The organism is Natrinema sp. 74 (assembly GCF_046097095.1).
Taxonomy (GTDB): Archaea; Halobacteriota; Halobacteria; order Halobacteriales; family Natrialbaceae; genus Natrinema.
Genome location: NZ_CP175698.1, coordinates 3,187,686 through 3,203,953 on the forward strand (window position 1 = coordinate 3,187,686; position 16,268 = coordinate 3,203,953).

Below are 16,268 nucleotides of genomic sequence, written 5' to 3' on the forward strand. Positions count from 1 at the left end.
CGACCGACGAGCGTCGGTGCCGTGACCGACGAGACGTGAGTCGGCTGCGGATCGCGGAGCGCCGACGAATGCTCGAAACGGGCGCGTCCGCGGATTGTGTATCTGCCCGCCCAGCGATTTCACACTCGGTAACGGTGCTCCTACGCGAACCGACGTTCTCGGTACGCGATAAGTAACAATGGCTAGCGGACTCGAGCGACCGACAACCGGCAAGTACAATGAAAGGACTCCCGATTCAGCCGTTCGAAGCCGTCAGACGGCGAAGCAAGGCTGTCGTCGCGGGACTTCCGGTCGACCTGCTCGGCGTCATCGGATTCGTCGTCACCGCGACCAGCCTCTTGGCAGTCGCAGACGTTTCGTCGTCACTGATACGGGCCGGGATCGGAGTTCCGTTATTGTTTTTCGCTCCCGGATACGTGACCGTGTCCGCGCTATATCCCCGGAAACCGTCTTCGACGGCGTCTCCCAGCGACGGTGCGTTACTGATACGACAATCGTGTAATGTCGCGGGGGTCGAGCGCGTGGCGCTCTCGTTCGGACTGAGTTTCGCGCTTCTGCCGTTGCTCGGGTTGGCCATCGCCGCCACGCCGTGGGGGTATACCGGCCCGGGCGTCGTCGGTACCGTCGCTGGGTTCGCCGTCGTCGGTGCCGTCCTCGCGACCGTTCGCCGGGCGTCCGTTCCGCCGGCCGACCGCTACGGTGTCGAACTCGGCCGACGCCTCGAGACGGCTCGCGCGTCGCTATTCGGCGCTGAGTCGTCGATTCACGTCGCCGTCAACGTCGCCCTCGTACTCGCCGTCGCGCTCGCGCTGACGACCGTCGGATACGCGTTCGTTTCCCCGCAAGACGGCGAGCAGTACACGAGCCTTCGACTGCTCAGCGAAACCGACTCGGGCGACCTCGTTGCGTCGGACTACCCGGCGGAAATCGAGCCGGGCGAATCGGTTCCGCTCGTCGTCGCCATCGAGAACCGCGAAGAGACGGCGATGAACTACACGGCCGTCGTCCAGCAACAGCGCCTCGAGGACGGCGACGTGGTCGAACGAACGGAACTACAGCGGTTCGAGAAACGAGTCGGTGCTGGGTCGACCGAGTACGACGAGCGAAACGTGACGCCGACGGCGGACGAGGGACCCGTTCGGATTTCGGTGTTGCTGTATACTGACGACGTGCCGGAGACACCGACTCACGAGAACGCCTATCGCTACACGCACGTCTGGACGAACGTCACCGAGACGGACGCTGGGGACGACACTGGTGGCGGTGGAAGCGACACCGGTGCCAGCGGGGTCGGTACCGGCGACGGTGGAAGCGGTACCAGCGGCGGTGGAAGCGCCACGGGCGACGCTGGCGGCGATGGCGAGGACGCGGAGGATGGAGACCTGTTCGATGACCTGTTCGGCGACGAGGGCGGACCGATCGCCGGAAGCACCGATGGCGGGACGGGCGGCGGGACCGATGCCGGAGCCGAAAACGGTACCGAAACCGAGGGCTGAGACGGACTGGTATACCTGAGTACCGGCACACCCCGAAAGCGCGTCCCGGGGACGCCGGAACTGGCGTCCAGTGGACCGTCTGAGCGGTTCGATCGACGCCCTCGAGAGAAGAGGGAGTCGCCGTCAGCGACGGTCCGCTCGCCGATTAATCACCTGCATAACAATATCCATGTACGTGAGTGCGTCGAACAGGAGACGTTCGAACTAATCAGAACGACAGCATATATGATACGTGATAGCGCCTCTCTAACCGGAACGTATGCAACCGTCGTCGCGGTCGCGGTGGTCACCGCGGCCGTGATCGGAGCAACGGTCGGCGTCGGAACGGTCGCCGCTCAATCTGCCCCGTCAGAGACCGGCGGTGAGTACGCCGTCATACAGGGTGACAAGTGTTACACCGTCGACCTGTTCGGGAACAGTTCACAGTCCATCGAAACGTTCTACGATTATCGAACGCCGAACACCAGTCCGAGTTCCCATTCCTATAGCTCGTATGGGACGACACACCTCCAGGAAGACGATACGAGCAATCTCTTCCTCTACGAGGGCAGCGACGGTGTCAGTCTCGTCCTGTTGCACGAACGGTACGACGGCAACACGTCCGGCGGTGCAGTGACGATGCAGTTCGACGGGTTGCCCGAAAACGGCGAGTGGGTCGTCGAAGACGACAGCTACGACGGACGCGACGACGAATTCAGCCACCGCGGCTCCTCGAGTCGTATTACCTGGGTGTACACCGACGGCCGGAACGACGGTGCCGCCTTCCGCGGCGGCCTCGAGGGCGAATTCGAGATCACGATCACGCCCGCGTTCAACGATGCGGCCGATTTCCGCCTGTACGAGGGGCAGATAGCCGACTGGCAGGCGCTCTCGGCGACCGAGAGCGGCCGCGATCGGATCTCACTGGACATGTCCAAACCGGTCACGATCACGTCCGGCGGCTGTCCCTCGTCTTCGGTCACCGATCTGCAGACCGGTGGGACGGTGACGCCGGGCGAGTCCGTCGACATCACTGCGACGGTTACGAACGATGGGGAGCGAACGGTGACGACGGACGTTCCGATCACCGTCGACGGCGACCTCGTCGACGAGCGAGAAGTGACTCTCGAACCCGGTGAAACGACCACGCTATCGACGACGATGACGTTCGACGATGCGGGGACCTACACCGTCGCGGCGGGCGACCGAACCGCGGCGGTGACCGTCGGCGAGACGAGTGACGGACTGAGCGGCTTCGGCGTCGCCGCGGTGATTGTAATGGCGCTTCTGGGCGGTCTGGCCGTGTGGCACCGACGGTAGCCATTTACTGGTCTCACCGACTCGATCCGGACGCCGCTAGCCGGTCGCGAGTCGCCGTCCGTCGCCGGCCGATAACTGAACGGAACGAGCCATCGGGAGCCGCAGGAGCTATTGGGAGCAGCGAGAGCCGTCGGGGGCCAGCGTCGGCCGTCCGGCGTCGCATTTCCGTCTCGGAAACGATGACATAACAATTGCTACGAACGCCATCGACGAAGCCGAGACGAATTATGATACGGCGAAAGGCGTTCTCGAGTCACGTCTCGTACGCGACGGTCGCGACGGTCGCGGCGGTGGTCGCGCTCGTCGTCAGTGCGACGGTCGGCGTCGGTGTGGCCGGTGCGGTCGCACCACCGGAGTCGAACGGCCCGGACGAATACGCGGTCGCGCAGGGCGGTGCGTGTTGGACCGTCCAGCCCGTTGGTGACGGTCACCGGACGGTCACAGAGTTCTATGACTACCGAACGCCGAACACCAGCCCGAGTTCGTACTCCTATAGCTCTCACGGGACGACCCACCTCCAGTCCGAGGACACGAGCACGCTCTTCTTACACGACGGTAGCGACGGTCTCAGTCTCGTCGTCGTCCATGGGCAGTACGACGGTAACACGTCAGGCGGCGCAGCGACGATGCTGTTCGACGGCTTGCCCCAAGACGGCGAGTGGGTCGTCGAGGACGACAATTACGACGGGGCCGACGACGAATTCAGCCACCGCAACTCCTCGAGTCGCATCACGTGGGGCTGGGGCGAAAACCGGACCGACGGCGCGGCGTTCAACGGCGGGCTGGACGGCGAGTTCTCGATCACCATCGACCCCGCGTTCAACGATCGGGCCGACTTTCGGACGTACGACGGCCGGGTCACCGACTGGCAGCTGCTCTCGGCAACCGACGGCGGCCACGAGCGGACGTCACTGAACATGTCCGATCCGGTGACGATCCAGTCGGGCGGTTGCACCTCGCACGCGGTCACCAAACTGGACGTGTCCGACTCCGTCGCGGCGGGTGAGTCGGTGGCCGTCTCGGCGACCGTCGAGAACGACGGCGCACTCGCCGGCAATTTCACCGTGCCGGTTACCGTCGACGGCGAATCCGTCGACGAACGGGCAGTGAACCTCGAGCCCGGCGAGACGACGACCGTCTCGGCGACCGTGAGCTTCAACGACACGGGAACGCACATCGTCGGGATGGGCGATACGACGACAGAGGTCACCGTCGGCGATAACGACGAAAGCGGTGGCGGTGGCAGTGAAATGCCCGGGTTCGACGTTACTGCGGCGGCAGTCGCGGCGCTTCTCGCGGCGCTGGTCGCACGCCGTCGTCTCGGATCGTAATCGCCACCGGCCCCTCTCAGCGGTAGCTGACTGTGGCCGATCGCGATGCGGGAGCATCCTATGCGCTTCGATCGACCACGTCACGATACACGTCGTGAATCCGCGCGGCCATCCGGTCCGTGCTGATCGCCTCGGCCTGTTTGCGTCCGTTCGAACGGCCTCCGCCATCGAGTATCGAGGCCAGCGCGAGTCGGAGCTCGCGATCGGTCCGACAGACCTCGGAGGGCGTGACACCCTCGAGACGCTCCCGGACGTCCCCGACGTCGACGGTGACGACGGGGAGGTTACAGGCCACGGCCTCCTTGACCACGTTCGGCGAGCCTTCGCGGTCGGAGGTCAACAGCAGACAGTCGGCGGCGTTCATGTACGCCGGCATTTCCGAGTGCGGTACCTCGCGGGCCGTCTGGAGACGGATCCGGTTCGGTACGTCATCGCGAACTGCGTCGACGATCCGTTCTGCCCGCGGGTAGTTCTTCACCTCCCGCTCGGCTTTGTACGGAAAGAGCACGTGCTTTGCGTCCGGATCCCAGCCGAGTCGATCGATCGCGTCCGACCGCGGTATCGGCTCGAACAGATCGAAATCGACCCCATGTGGGATAACGTGGCAGTCCTGCCCCAACTCGCGTTTCATCCGCTCTGACATGACGATCGTCGCATCGCAGTAGTTCGCACAGCGTTTGCTGACCCAGCCGAGTTCGCCGTCGAGATCCGTTCCCCAGAGCGACAGCACGGTCGGTAACCGCGGTTGAGACAGCGCGAACGGTGCCGTCAGTCCGTAATTCGCGTGAACGAGATCGTACGAACCGAACGACTCCCGCAGTACCGTCGGGTGAAACCGCAGGTAATCGAAGACGGAGCGACCCGAATCCGCCGTCACCGTGCCCGGAACTGCAATCGTCGTACAATCGATACCGCGCTCCTCGAGGGCCCGCACTTGGAGTTCGAACGGCGGTGAGGTCTCCTTCGACGTGAGATTCAGGACGTTCATCTTCGTATAGACGTCGTTGCGCAGGCGTTCAGGGGTCGGACGCTTTGTTATGGAGCGTTTGCGACCGGTGTTCGACCGGGTCCGTCTCTCCCGGCCGAAGGGCGATCGGTCCCGCTCGCTCCTCGACTGCTATCCGGACACTCGTATACGCACAAATTACGGTCAGTCACGCGTGTCATAACAAGGAACGGCACTGTGGACGACCTGCCAATGTCACACGCACGGTCACGTTCGACGCTGGCAGAGAGCAGCCTCCTCGCGATCGGATTTCTCGCTCTCGCCGGCGCCGTGCTGGCGGCTCACTCGGCGCCAGCGACCGGCTACGAAGTGTCTCTCTACTCGAGCACGCCGCTTTCGTTCTGGGCGCTGTTCGGGTGTGCGCTGTTCGTTTCGCTGCTCGTCGCTCTTCGGGCGACCACCGACTGGTATCGCCGCCTCGCGCTCGGACTGGGTGGCGGTTCGATGGCGGCGTTCGTCGGCCTGCCCGTCTTGCGGGGGTACCGATTTTACGGTGCCGGTGACGCGCTCACTCATCTCGGGTGGATGCACAGCATTCAGTCGGGCGCGTTCTCGCCGATCGAATTGCGGTATCCCGCGTTGCATCTGGTTACGACGTTTCTCTCCGTGACGGTCGGGATCGATCTCGCCCAGGCTGCGTTGCTGGTGATCGTCGCCTTGTCGTGTTTGTTCTTTGCCTTCGTCGCACTGTCGACGTCGCTCGTGTTCCAAAGCCGGTTCAGTACGGTTGCCGGTGCCTTCTCTGCGTTTCTGTTCCTTCCAATCACGACGATTCACACGTTCATCGTCCCTCACGCCATGTCGCAAGCGATCCTCTTCTCGTCGATCTCGATCTTCATATTGCTGAAATACCTCCGCAGTCCCGCCTCACTGCGATCCCCGTCCGGCATGGGCGTGCTCTTTGCGCTCACGTCGATCGCGCTCGTCGTCTATCACCCGCAACTCGCGGCACACGTTCTCGTGATGTTTCTCGGTATCATCGCTTTGCAGCTCCTGTATCGTCGTTTTCGAGGCGACCATCCGATTGCGACTCACCGACCGATCGTCGGACAGACCGCCCTGTTGGTTGCCATCTTTCTCGTCTGGATATCGAAACACGGCTTCTTCGGTGACGTGTTCAAGTACGCGCTCTCGAGTGCGGCATCGTACTTCGTCGGCGGTGGAGCAGCAGCGGAGGCCGTCAGCTCGCAGGGGTCGTCACTCAGCGAAATCGGTGTCAGCCTTTTCGAACTGGTTTTGAAGCTGTTAGGTCCGAGCTTGCTCTTCTTGGTTTTCGCTGGCGTCCTCGTCCTCTGGTCGGTCCGAAACCGCGACCTCGCGGAGCGAACTGATGGCCTGCTTCCGTATTTCGTCGTTAGTCTACTCGGGTTGTCTGGCCTGTTTGCAGTGTATTTCTTCGGCTCGTATTCAGCGATGTACTTCCGTGTCTTCGGATTGATGATGGTGCTGGTGACGATCATGGGGGCGGTCGCTATCGCCTACGGAACGACCGCTCTTGCACGGAATTACCGCTCGTCTGCGGTTTACAGCGCTTCTATCGTCGGGTTCGGCGTCGTGCTCCTTGTTTCACTACTCGTCGTCTTTCCGTCGCCGTACATCTATCAGGCATCACCTCATGTCACAGATATGTCCATGGAAGGTCACCAGACCACGTTCGAGAACAAGGACGACAACGTCACGTTCGCCGTGATCCGCGGAGGCCCGAGCCGTTACGAGGACGCGATGTACGGAAACCTCGATCGGACGCGAAAGTACGAGGCGATATACGGCGAGGCGATCGCGGACGGAATCGCTTCCCAATACGCCGACGATAGGTACCTCGTCGTAACGCACGCAGACCGAAAACGAGAGGTGACCGCGTATCAGGGGCTGCGATACTCGCAGTCGCAACTCGAGTCGATCCCCTCACAGCGGGGCGTCAGTCGAGTCCACTCAAACGGCGAATTCAACTTGTACTACGTTCGCGGCGCGGCCGACAGCGAGGAGACGGCGGCCTAAAACGAACGGCCCACCGCCGCGCTCACCGCCCGGTCTCGAGCCGTCGGATCACGATCGTACACGGCGACGATACTGCGTTCGAAATCGGCGTTCGACGCTCGAGGAGGGTTCTCGGTCGTAATCATTGCCGTCACGCCGAGCGCATTCGGCTCGATCGTCGCGCTCTACGGTCCGCTCGGTTGTCGATGGACGACGTTCGAAAGCCGAGACCGAGACGGACTGTCGGTCACTCTTCGTGTTTTTACTCCTCAAGCAAGCGGTTTACCTGGTGAGAACGCGCTGGGCGGGCGGGAACTCGCGGCGGTCGCCAGCGCGGGAGCCGTTCCCTGAAGCCATCTGCGGTCTCACCGGCTCGCGCTCGAGTTTGATCCGACGGCCGTCGCTGCGTCCCGCGGTCGAGCGTCCGAACACGATATCGACTGCCGCTCGCGGAACTCAGGACACCGTTTCTCGATGGATATGCCGTCCGGACGAGTGGTCGAACCCGACCGGGGACGAACGTCCGTTTTGACCTGTGTTCCAGCGCCCGCTATGACAGAAAAGAGCCATTTATCGATACAAGATGCTTGAGTTATATTGTTGGGTGAGATAGAAACGATTTAACTATATTCTTATATTCGTTCACTATATGGCGGCAATAGTACTGCATTCCTGAATATATACCCACAGAATTTTATATTTCGCCGATAAGACTACAAAAAGACTATATCGGTTACGTTCGGGTTACCGGACGTATGTCACGAGAACCAGAATGTAAGAATAGAGAGAAAAATTCCGTACCGGGAAATACAGACGGTCGTGATGGTGGTAAGCGGTCGTTACTGGACCGGCGGTCGTACCTCAAACTGACCAGCGCGGCCGCCGCGTCGGCGGTCGCGTCGGCCGGTGTGACGAGCGCGGCGACCGATCACGACGTCATCGAAGTGAGCGCGGGTGAGACCTTCCAAAAACGTCTCTCTCGAGGCGAAACGTGGGAAAACGTCTTGATCGACATCACGGCGCAGGGTGCCAGCTACCGGATTACGGCGACGACGGACGACTGGACGATCCGCAACGTTGGCGTTCGCGGCCAGTTGGACTCGACACCCGGTAGCCAGAACTTCGTCGTGCAGGTGCCCAGCAGCGGCGCAACGGGAGTCATCGAGAACGTCTATCTACCGGGAACGTCGTACGCACGGAGCACGTCGGCGTTTCCGTCGGGAATATACGTTCACTTCGACCACGCGGGGGACCTCGAGATCAGGAACCTCTACGTCGAAAACATGCCCTCACACGGGGTCTACGGAAGCGACCCCGGGAATCGCTCCAACAACGGGAACGGTGGAACGGTCCGCATTCACGACTCGTACGCTTCCGACCTGGAGAATTCGGGATTCCGGATCGGCACGAACGGCTCGTACGTCGACAACTGCGTGTCGTTCAGAACCGTACGCGGGCTCTGGTCGCGATGGGCGAACACCGAGGCTCGCGGTTGCGATTTCGGCGATAACAGCACCGACATCGTCGTCGGCCAGTCGGGATACAGTCGCTCGTCGACGGTCACGCTCGACGGAACCACTCGTTTCGAAACGGTCCGCGAGGCGAACGGCACCCTGAACGGGAGTTCCGCGGGTACGCCGCGAGAGCGCATCCCCGAGGGCTGTCCCAAAACCGCATCGGAGGCTGCTGGCGGTACCCCCGCCCCCAGGTCTGACTCACCCTCAAGTGGCGACGGCGGGACGGACCTCCCTGGGAACACCCTCACGGTCACGGGCACCGGCGAGCCGACGGAGTACTACGTCGAGACCACCGACGAACTCGTCGACGATCCAAACGCCGGCTCGCTCGAGAGTTACGATTCGGTCGACGGCACGAGCGCCACTGGCTGGGTGACGGACGCCTCCCACGTCGACGGATACCGCTTCGCCGGCGACCTCCGCGAGGTCGCGTTCCGCCAGGGCTCGGCTCGCGTCACGGTCAACGGGGACGTGATCGATCCCGATCAGTACAACGGCAACCAACCGGCCCTCGAGAACACGCTGCTGGTCGACGGCGTCGGCACGTCCGGCGGGACGCGCTACGAGTTCGCGGTCTCCGGGGCCGCCGAGAAGGCGACGGTCAAGGGTGCCACGATCGACGGTGAGGACACCGTCGACGGCGGCCGTATCACCGGCTCGGTCGCCGGCTGGCGCGACGGCTTCCGGTTTGGCGGCGAACTGACCGATCTCACGCTCGATGGCGATGCCCGCGTCTACGTCAATGGCGAGCAGGTCGACCCCGCCGACTACGGCGACGAACAACCCCACGTCCTGACGCTGGTCGGCAACGGCTCGAGCGCCGAGTACGAGATCACGGTCGACGGCACGATCGATACGATCGACGGCGACGCCTCCGAAGACCACGCCACGGTGCGGTCAGACACCACTGTCGAGGGATCGATCGACCGCGGTGCCCAGCGGTTCCGATTCTCCGGGGCACTCTCCGCAGTCACCTTCCACGCCGGCTCAGCACACGTTTACCTCGACGACCAGCGGATCGACCCCGACGAGTACAACGGCCAGGAACGCCTCGCGAACGCCATCGTCATCGACGGTGCCGGCACCGACGGCAAGTCGTCGTACTCCTTTACCGTCGACGGCGACGTCGTCACCTCAAACTACCGGGACGCCTCGGTCGACCCCGGCGACGCGGTCGACGGAACGTCCGTCAGCGGCAGCGTCGACGAGGAACTCGACGCCTACTGGTTCGACGGCGATATCGTCGACTTCCGCCTGAGCGGTGATGCGACCGTTGACCTCGAGTATAACGCACGAAATCGGTAACGCCACGCCGAATTCGGTCGAGTCCTGACGGTCGAGTACCCCCCGGGGCGCTCTCAAGCGGCAACGCCCTACTCGGGCCGGGTATTCGTCCGTCTGGTCGCTCGAGGAACGCCTCGCTGGCCGTCGGTAGTCTATTTCTCCCCCGGATCGCCGTTATGCGTTGGATTCTGCGGTCGTCGTTCGGTAATAGAGTTCATTACAATAATTTCGATCCGTGCTACGTCTGCCAATGACCGGTATTGTCGGCGGAACCGCCGGGAGACCGACCATCGACGCAATGATCGACTCGCTCTACCAGGAGGACTGGTATGAGACCGAGCGTCGCTCGCTGGGACGGTACGGGGTGGGGTGTGCCCACCACGGCGAGAAAGATTCGCAGAGTGGCACGATCTGGTGTGGCGATCGCGTTCTCGGTGCGATCCACGGCGTTGTCTCGAACGCGGGCGAGCTCCCGTGGTCGACGGGGGAACTATTCCGGGCCATCGTGGACACTCCCGACGCCGTTCTGCCGACGTTAGAGGGGCCGTTCTCGATTGCGGTGATGGACCGCGACACGGGAACGATCCGCGTCGCGACCGACAAGGTCGGCAGCCGCCCTTGTTACTATGCCGCGCAGAACGGCTTTTACTTCGGGTCCGAGCTGACGCCGCTCCTCGAACGCATCTCGTCGCAGACGGTCGATCGTCGAGCGGTGAGTGATCTGTTGCTGGTCGGAGCGGTCGTCGGCGAAAAGACGCTCATCGAGGAGATCAGCAATCTCCCCCCAGCGACGTATCTCACGTATACCGATGGGACGGTCGAGACGACGCGCTACTGGTACCCCGACTTTCGAGCCAGTGCCGGCGAGAGCTACGTCGACGGCTGGGTTCGACGCTACGAGGATGCGATGGAGGACGTAGCCGACTCCGTCGATGGCCGCCTCGGACTCTGGCTATCCGGTGGTATCGACAGTCGCGTCGCCGGTGCGACGTTCCGTCGAATCGGCGCTGACTTCGCGACGCTCTCCTACGAAAACGGACTGCCAGGAGACAACACCATCGCACCCCGCGTCGCGGACGGCCTCGGCGTTCACCACCGGCACATCGCGGACGTGACCGGCTCGCCCGATGCGTTCGTCGAGAGCCTCGAGCGCTGCGTCGACTGCAACGATGCGATGCAGTCATGGGCGTACGTGCCGGCGCTGTCGTTCATGTTTCAGGAGCTCGCGGACACCGTCGACGTCGTAATGGAGGGCGGGACGTTTCTCGGAGAGGGCGTCTGGTCGTACTACATCGAACACGACGTACCACCGGCGGAGACGCTGTACCGCAAGCGCAAGGTGCTCTCGGTCGACGAAGTTGCCTCGCTCGTCCCGTCGGTCGACGATCCCCGCCGGTCGCTCCGCGAGGAGGTCGCGGATCTCGGCGGAGACAGTAACGCACGCCGATCGTGCGACGCGATCCAGCGGATGTACTCGTATCTCCATATGCGGAGCAACGTCGTCCAGCGGAGCCAGGTCGGGACGCGAACGATCAGCGACGGTGCGTTTCTGAACCACTTTCTCGCGATGCCCGCCGAACAGCGGATGCAGACCGTCCCGTGGTCGGACGGGAAGATTCCGCTCGGCGTCCCGCCGATCAAACTCCGAGTGGTCAGGGAACTCGGCATGGGTCTCGACGAGATTCCGTACCAGCGGACCGGCGTCGCGCCGTCGCGGTCGTACTGGACGCATGCCGTCGCCTTCGTCGGAAAGCAACTCGCAGGCCGTCTCACGGACGATTCGGCCGGACCGTATCTCACCCACTACCGGGAAGACGACCACGTCAGGTCGTTCATCGACGGTCTCGTCGATGACGCTCGCCGCCGTCCGTTCCTCGACGGGGACGCAATCCTCGCGATGCGCGATCGAGTCCGCTCCGGTGACTCCGGCAACCTGATCCCGCTGGCGTCGATTACCGGTCTCGAACTCTGGCTCCAGCGCCACGTCGATCCGCTTCGGGGGACCCCGAACCCGCGGCCGGCGAGTGCATCCGTCCAGTGATGACACGTAGCGAGCGGTCGCCACCACAGCAGCGTCGAGCGTCGGCGACTGTCGCTCTCGAGGGCACGCCTCGAGCGGTCTCCGTCTCGCTCGAACCGTCGCCGATCGTAGGACGCCGTTATAGCGTCAGACTGGGTCCATATCGAACGCACAGCGATCGAACGTTCTTCATAACAAGGGGTCGTGCGGTCGTCGACACCGCCAGACTATGAGACAGTTGCAACGCCGGCGGTTCCCGGACCGGTTTTCGTTCGCCGACGGCCGTCGATCGAACACGCTCGCTGCCTTCCGCACTCCGAGATCGAATGTCCGTCTCTGATCGAATCGCCGCCGGGATCAAGGCGACGTTCGTCGCCCGCGCGGTGAACATAAGCGTCAACGGACTTCTGATGGTTCTCCTCTCGAGTGTGCTGTTGAGTCCGGGCGAGTACGGACTCCTCTTTCTCGCTATCTCGATCATCGGCGTCGCCCAACTGTTTGGCGACCTCGGGATCGCACGATCCGCGGCGCGGTACGTAGCGGAGTTCAAAGAAGCGGACTCGAGTCAAGTCCCCCACATCCTCTCGATCGCGCTGAAATACCGGTTCCTGCTCGTTGTCACGACCGTCCTGCTGATCGTGCTCGTCCGCGAGACGGTCGCGACCGCACTCGGCGAACCCGGCCTCGGTGTCTTGTTGCTCGTCGGCGCGGGGCTGCTCGCGTCGCGGTCGCTGCACACGTTCAACACCGTCGCGTTTCAGGGATTCAACGCGGTCGAACTGAGCGCGATCGTAAACGTCGTTAACTACCTCGCTCGGATCGCGCTCGTCGTCGGCTTCGTGACGCTTGGCTGGGGCGTCGTCGGTGCGCTCCTCGGGTACGCGGTCGCCGCGGCCGTCGCTGCCGTCATCGGGCTCGGCCTCCTCTATACGCGGTTCTACCGCACGTTCGATACCGCCGACGCGCCCGAGGCGGGGCTTCGACGGCGCATCCTCGAGTACAGCGTGCCGCTGACGGTTTCGCGGAGCGCGGGCGTGATCGCCGCGCGCATCGATACCGTCCTGATCGGGGTCTTCATGACTCCGGTCGCCGTCGGGTTTTACACGCTCGGCAAGCAGATATCGGAGTTCGTTCTGGCACCGGCCGGCTCGATCGGATTCGCCGTCTCCCCGACGTTCGGCGAGGATAAGGCCAACGACGAATTGGACCGCGCCGCACGGCTCTACGAATCGACCGTCGAGTACGTGCTTTTGCTGTACGTGCCGGCGACAGTCGGACTCCTCGTGATCGCGAAACCGGCGGTACTGCTGGTGTTTGGACGCGAGTACGCCGGCGCAGTTCCGGTGGTCCGGGTATTCAGTTTCTTCGTCCTCGTGCAATCGGTGACGCTCGTCACGACCAACGTACTCGATTTCCTCGGCCGGGCTCGCGTTCGGGCGATCGCAAAGGGAGTGAGCTCGATCGCCAATTTCGGATTGAACATCGTGTTCATCCCGATGTACGGCGTCGTCGGCGCGGCCGCGGTGACGGTCGTGACGTACAGCGCGTACTCGTTGGCCAACCTCTATATCGTCCACACCGAGCTCGACCTGCACACGACCCGCCTCCTTCGGACCGCGCTCGGAACGACCGGCATCTCCGCCGTAATGGGATTGTGCGTTCTGGGACTGATGCCGTATGCCGCCAACATCGTCTCGTTGCTCGGCGTGACCGTGCTCGGAGCCGCGATCTGGGCGAGCATGGCGACGATCAGCGGCCTCTTCGATCCGCGAGAAACGGTATCGCTGCTGACGTGAGCGGTCGGCATCGACGATTCCACCGGCTCCTACGGGGTCGGTGCGACGTGCTGTCTTACCCCTTGGACAGAGAGCCAGCGAGCCGTTGGTACGTCGTCTTCGCGAGTTGCATCTCGAGTCCCGACGATTCGACTACGTAGTACGGCCGGAGTTCGCCGTTGAACTTCCCTTTGTACTCACAGAGTCGCTCGGTGTTTGCACCGACGAGGTCGTATCCCGTCACCGACTCGAGTTCGGGATCGGTGACCAGATCTTCGAGAATAACGCGGTGGAGGAGGTTGTTGACGCTCACGTGGTCGTAGGTGGCGGTGACGCCGCCGTGCCAGTAGTAGGCCAGATCGCCGGAAAAAAGCGTGATGATGCCGCTTTTGTACGTCCCGTCGGGCGTCCGCGCTGCGTATACGCGCCACCGGTCGTCGTCCAGGCTCGAGAGGAGTGCACGGAGGAACGAACGCGACATCGGCGCGGAATCGTCGTGCTGTTCGTAGCGGTCGACGACGTCATCGTAGATCCGAAGGGCGGTATCGATGCCCTCGGTCTCGATTGAGAGATCGACCTCGTCGTACCGACGCATCTCGTTTCGGAGGCTCTTACTGAACCCCGTCATGGCGTCTTCGATATCGTCGGCATCCTTGAGATCGACGACGTACGTAAACTCCGGCTCCACCGAGAGATCGTTCCATCGGAACGGTCGCGGGTCAGCGTAGTCGACCGGACACGTCATTCGGAACAGGGTCGATCGCTTCGCGACCTCGAGATCGTCGATGACAGCCTCTATCAGCGCGTTGTTGATCCGCTCTCGTTTCCGTCGTTTCGGACTATTCGGGTCGACGATCGGCCCGAGTCGCGGGACGCTGAGCGAAACCGGCGGCGAGAGGACCGTTCGGCCGATCGAGCGATCGGTGATGAACACCGGCAGCAATCCGACCGCTTGCTGTCCCTTGTACGCCCCGTACAGTTGCAACTCCGCGTTCGTGTAGTCCTCGAGCACGGAGAGCGCAGCCGGCTCGTGAAACACTTCGGATCCGGATGCCGGGAGCGCGTCGCGCCAGTCCTCGAGACCGATTCGTTTGACGTCCATACTGTGCCGATCGTATCCGTACGACGGACCTTGTTATTCGCTCAGTAATCGGATACAGAGGGTCATCGACTGTGACTCGATGAGTGCCCCTCGAGCCGGTCGGCTGCGAGCGGACCCGCGACGAAACGGGGTACAGCGACACTACCGATCGGTACCGACCGCGTGATTCCCGCGGCGACTCTCACTCGCTCCAGACACTATCGGTACGAGCGAGATAACAAACACGGAGAATTGATATCGTTCATCCAGAAGAAGGTGGGTTTCAACATGAGATACCTGTTCTTTACGAACACACCGGCACACGTTCACCTGTACAAACACGCCGTCCAGACGCTGCAAGACCGGGGACACGAGGTGCTCGTCCTCGCTCGCGATTACACCTGCACGGTCGAGTTACTCGAGTGGCACGACCTGCCGTACGAGGTCTACGGCTACTGCGATACGTCGAAAGGATCGCTGCTGAGTCGCTTGCCCGCCCACTACGTCCGGGCCATACGACACGCCCGGCGGTTCGATCCGGACCTCGTCTTCGGAATGGGCGGCTACGCGGCACACACCGCGGCGGTGACCAGAACGCCGGCCGTTCTGCTTATTGATTCCGAACCGGCGTCGTTCGACCACGCCGTCTCGACGCCGTTCGCTCGAGCCGTGCTCACGCCGAATACGTTCCAGAAGGATCTCGGCGCGAAGCACTACGTGTTCGCCGGGTTCAAAGAGTGCGCGTACCTCCATCCGGAGATCTACACGCCGAACCCGTCGGTCCGAGAGCGACTCGGACTCGACGACGACGAGCCGTACGCCATCCTCCGGCTCAACGCGTTCGGCTCGCAACACGACGTCGGCGAGAACGGGATCACGAGCGAGCAGTGTCGCCGCCTCATCGAACGGCTCAGCGACGACGCGACGATTCTGGTCTCCGACGAAGGAAACGGCGTAGACCTCGCGGGGCTCCCAGCACGGCCGTTCGATTTCCACCCCGCCTTACTACACGACGCGCTCGCCGAGGCGGCGCTTCTCGTCGCCGATACGCAGACGATGGTCACCGAAGCCGCCCTGCTCGGAACCCCGGCAATTCGGTCGAACTCGTTCGTCGGCGAGTCGGACATGGGCAACTTCCTCGAGCTCGAGAACGAGGGGCTGATTCACAACGTGTCTCGGTTCGACGACGTGCTCGAGCTGTCGACGACCCTGCTTTGTGACGAGGGAATCGACGACACGTGGCAGCGGCGGCGAAACGCGTTCCTCTCGGACACGGTAAATCTCACCGACGTGATCGTCGAGACTGCGATCACACGCGGAGCGGTCAACGGAATCGAGTCGGTCAGTCGATTCGACTCCCCGCACCGCTCGCACTCGAAGCCACCGATCAGTGTCGGCAGCGATTGACTGACCGCGTCGCCGGCGCGGTCGCACCGATACCCGACGAGGGCCGTCCGCTTCCGACCGACGCTTCGTTCCCAC

10 protein-coding genes are annotated in these 16,268 nt (G+C 62.9%); 8 read left to right on the top strand and 2 right to left on the bottom strand.

Annotation, left to right across the window (positions count from 1 at the left end):
- Positions 1-218: 218 nt before the first annotated feature.
- The 3 genes from ACJ70B_RS15880 to ACJ70B_RS15890 all read left to right on the top strand — a co-directional run bounded on the left by ACJ70B_RS15880 (position 219) and on the right by ACJ70B_RS15890 (position 4,126).
- Positions 219-1,496, top strand: coding sequence for a DUF1616 domain-containing protein (locus ACJ70B_RS15880; RefSeq protein WP_408957963.1), 1,278 nt, complete (start codon positions 219-221; stop codon positions 1,494-1,496).
- Positions 1,497-1,721: 225 nt separating this feature from the next.
- Entirely contained in the window at positions 1,722-2,795 is a 1,074-nt protein-coding gene (locus ACJ70B_RS15885; protein ID WP_408957964.1) for a CARDB domain-containing protein, read from the top strand.
- A gap of 227 nt (positions 2,796-3,022) precedes the next feature.
- Complete coding sequence (locus ACJ70B_RS15890) at positions 3,023-4,126, top strand: CARDB domain-containing protein (protein ID WP_408957965.1); 1,104 nt, start codon at positions 3,023-3,025, stop codon at positions 4,124-4,126.
- 58 nt (positions 4,127-4,184) lie between these two features.
- Here the strand turns inward: ACJ70B_RS15890 and ACJ70B_RS15895 are convergent, their stop codons facing one another.
- The gene (locus ACJ70B_RS15895; RefSeq protein ID WP_408957966.1) at positions 4,185-5,114 is read right to left on the bottom strand and encodes a glycosyltransferase; all 930 of its coding nucleotides are present in this window, start codon (positions 5,112-5,114) and stop codon (positions 4,185-4,187) included.
- Positions 5,115-5,324: 210 nt separating this feature from the next.
- Here ACJ70B_RS15895 and ACJ70B_RS15900 point away from each other — a divergent pair, with 210 nt between their 5' ends.
- The 4 genes from ACJ70B_RS15900 (at position 5,325) to ACJ70B_RS15915 (ending at position 13,726) form a co-directional block, all read left to right on the top strand.
- Complete coding sequence (locus ACJ70B_RS15900; RefSeq protein WP_408957967.1) at positions 5,325-7,130, top strand: hypothetical protein; 1,806 nt, start codon at positions 5,325-5,327, stop codon at positions 7,128-7,130.
- Positions 7,131-7,864: 734 nt separating this feature from the next.
- Complete coding sequence (locus ACJ70B_RS15905) at positions 7,865-9,931, top strand: hypothetical protein (protein WP_408957968.1); 2,067 nt, start codon at positions 7,865-7,867, stop codon at positions 9,929-9,931.
- Positions 9,932-10,208: 277 nt separating this feature from the next.
- Positions 10,209-11,951: an asparagine synthase-related protein gene (locus ACJ70B_RS15910; RefSeq protein WP_408957969.1), complete on the top strand. Its 1,743-nt coding sequence runs from the start codon at positions 10,209-10,211 to the stop codon at positions 11,949-11,951.
- A 305-nt stretch (positions 11,952-12,256) separates the two neighbouring features.
- Entirely contained in the window at positions 12,257-13,726 is a 1,470-nt protein-coding gene (locus ACJ70B_RS15915) for an oligosaccharide flippase family protein (protein WP_408957970.1), read from the top strand.
- A 55-nt stretch (positions 13,727-13,781) separates the two neighbouring features.
- Here the strand turns inward: ACJ70B_RS15915 and ACJ70B_RS15920 are convergent, their stop codons facing one another.
- A complete protein-coding gene (locus ACJ70B_RS15920) occupies positions 13,782-14,807 on the bottom strand; it encodes a GNAT family N-acetyltransferase (protein WP_408957971.1) in 1,026 nt (341 codons plus the stop codon).
- A gap of 267 nt (positions 14,808-15,074) precedes the next feature.
- On the opposite strand from ACJ70B_RS15920, the gene ACJ70B_RS15925 reads away from it, so the two are divergent.
- Entirely contained in the window at positions 15,075-16,193 is a 1,119-nt protein-coding gene (locus ACJ70B_RS15925) for a hypothetical protein (RefSeq protein ID WP_408957972.1), read from the top strand.
- The last annotated feature ends 75 nt before the right edge of the window (positions 16,194-16,268 follow it).

Bases quoted from the DNA above. Each gene is read 5' to 3' on its own strand.
- ACJ70B_RS15880 (WP_408957963.1), top strand. From the start codon at position 219: ATGAAAGGACTCCCGATTCAGCCGTTCGAAGCCGTCAGACGGCGAAGC.
- ACJ70B_RS15885 (WP_408957964.1), top strand. From the start codon at position 1,722: ATGATACGTGATAGCGCCTCTCTAACCGGAACGTATGCAACCGTCGTC.
- ACJ70B_RS15890 (WP_408957965.1), top strand. From the start codon at position 3,023: ATGATACGGCGAAAGGCGTTCTCGAGTCACGTCTCGTACGCGACGGTC.
- ACJ70B_RS15895 (WP_408957966.1), bottom strand. From the start codon at position 5,114: ATGAACGTCCTGAATCTCACGTCGAAGGAGACCTCACCGCCGTTCGAA.
- ACJ70B_RS15900 (WP_408957967.1), top strand. From the start codon at position 5,325: ATGTCACACGCACGGTCACGTTCGACGCTGGCAGAGAGCAGCCTCCTC.
- ACJ70B_RS15905 (WP_408957968.1), top strand. From the start codon at position 7,865: ATGTCACGAGAACCAGAATGTAAGAATAGAGAGAAAAATTCCGTACCG.
- ACJ70B_RS15910 (WP_408957969.1), top strand. From the start codon at position 10,209: ATGATCGACTCGCTCTACCAGGAGGACTGGTATGAGACCGAGCGTCGC.
- ACJ70B_RS15915 (WP_408957970.1), top strand. From the start codon at position 12,257: ATGTCCGTCTCTGATCGAATCGCCGCCGGGATCAAGGCGACGTTCGTC.
- ACJ70B_RS15920 (WP_408957971.1), bottom strand. From the start codon at position 14,807: ATGGACGTCAAACGAATCGGTCTCGAGGACTGGCGCGACGCGCTCCCG.
- ACJ70B_RS15925 (WP_408957972.1), top strand. From the start codon at position 15,075: ATGAGATACCTGTTCTTTACGAACACACCGGCACACGTTCACCTGTAC.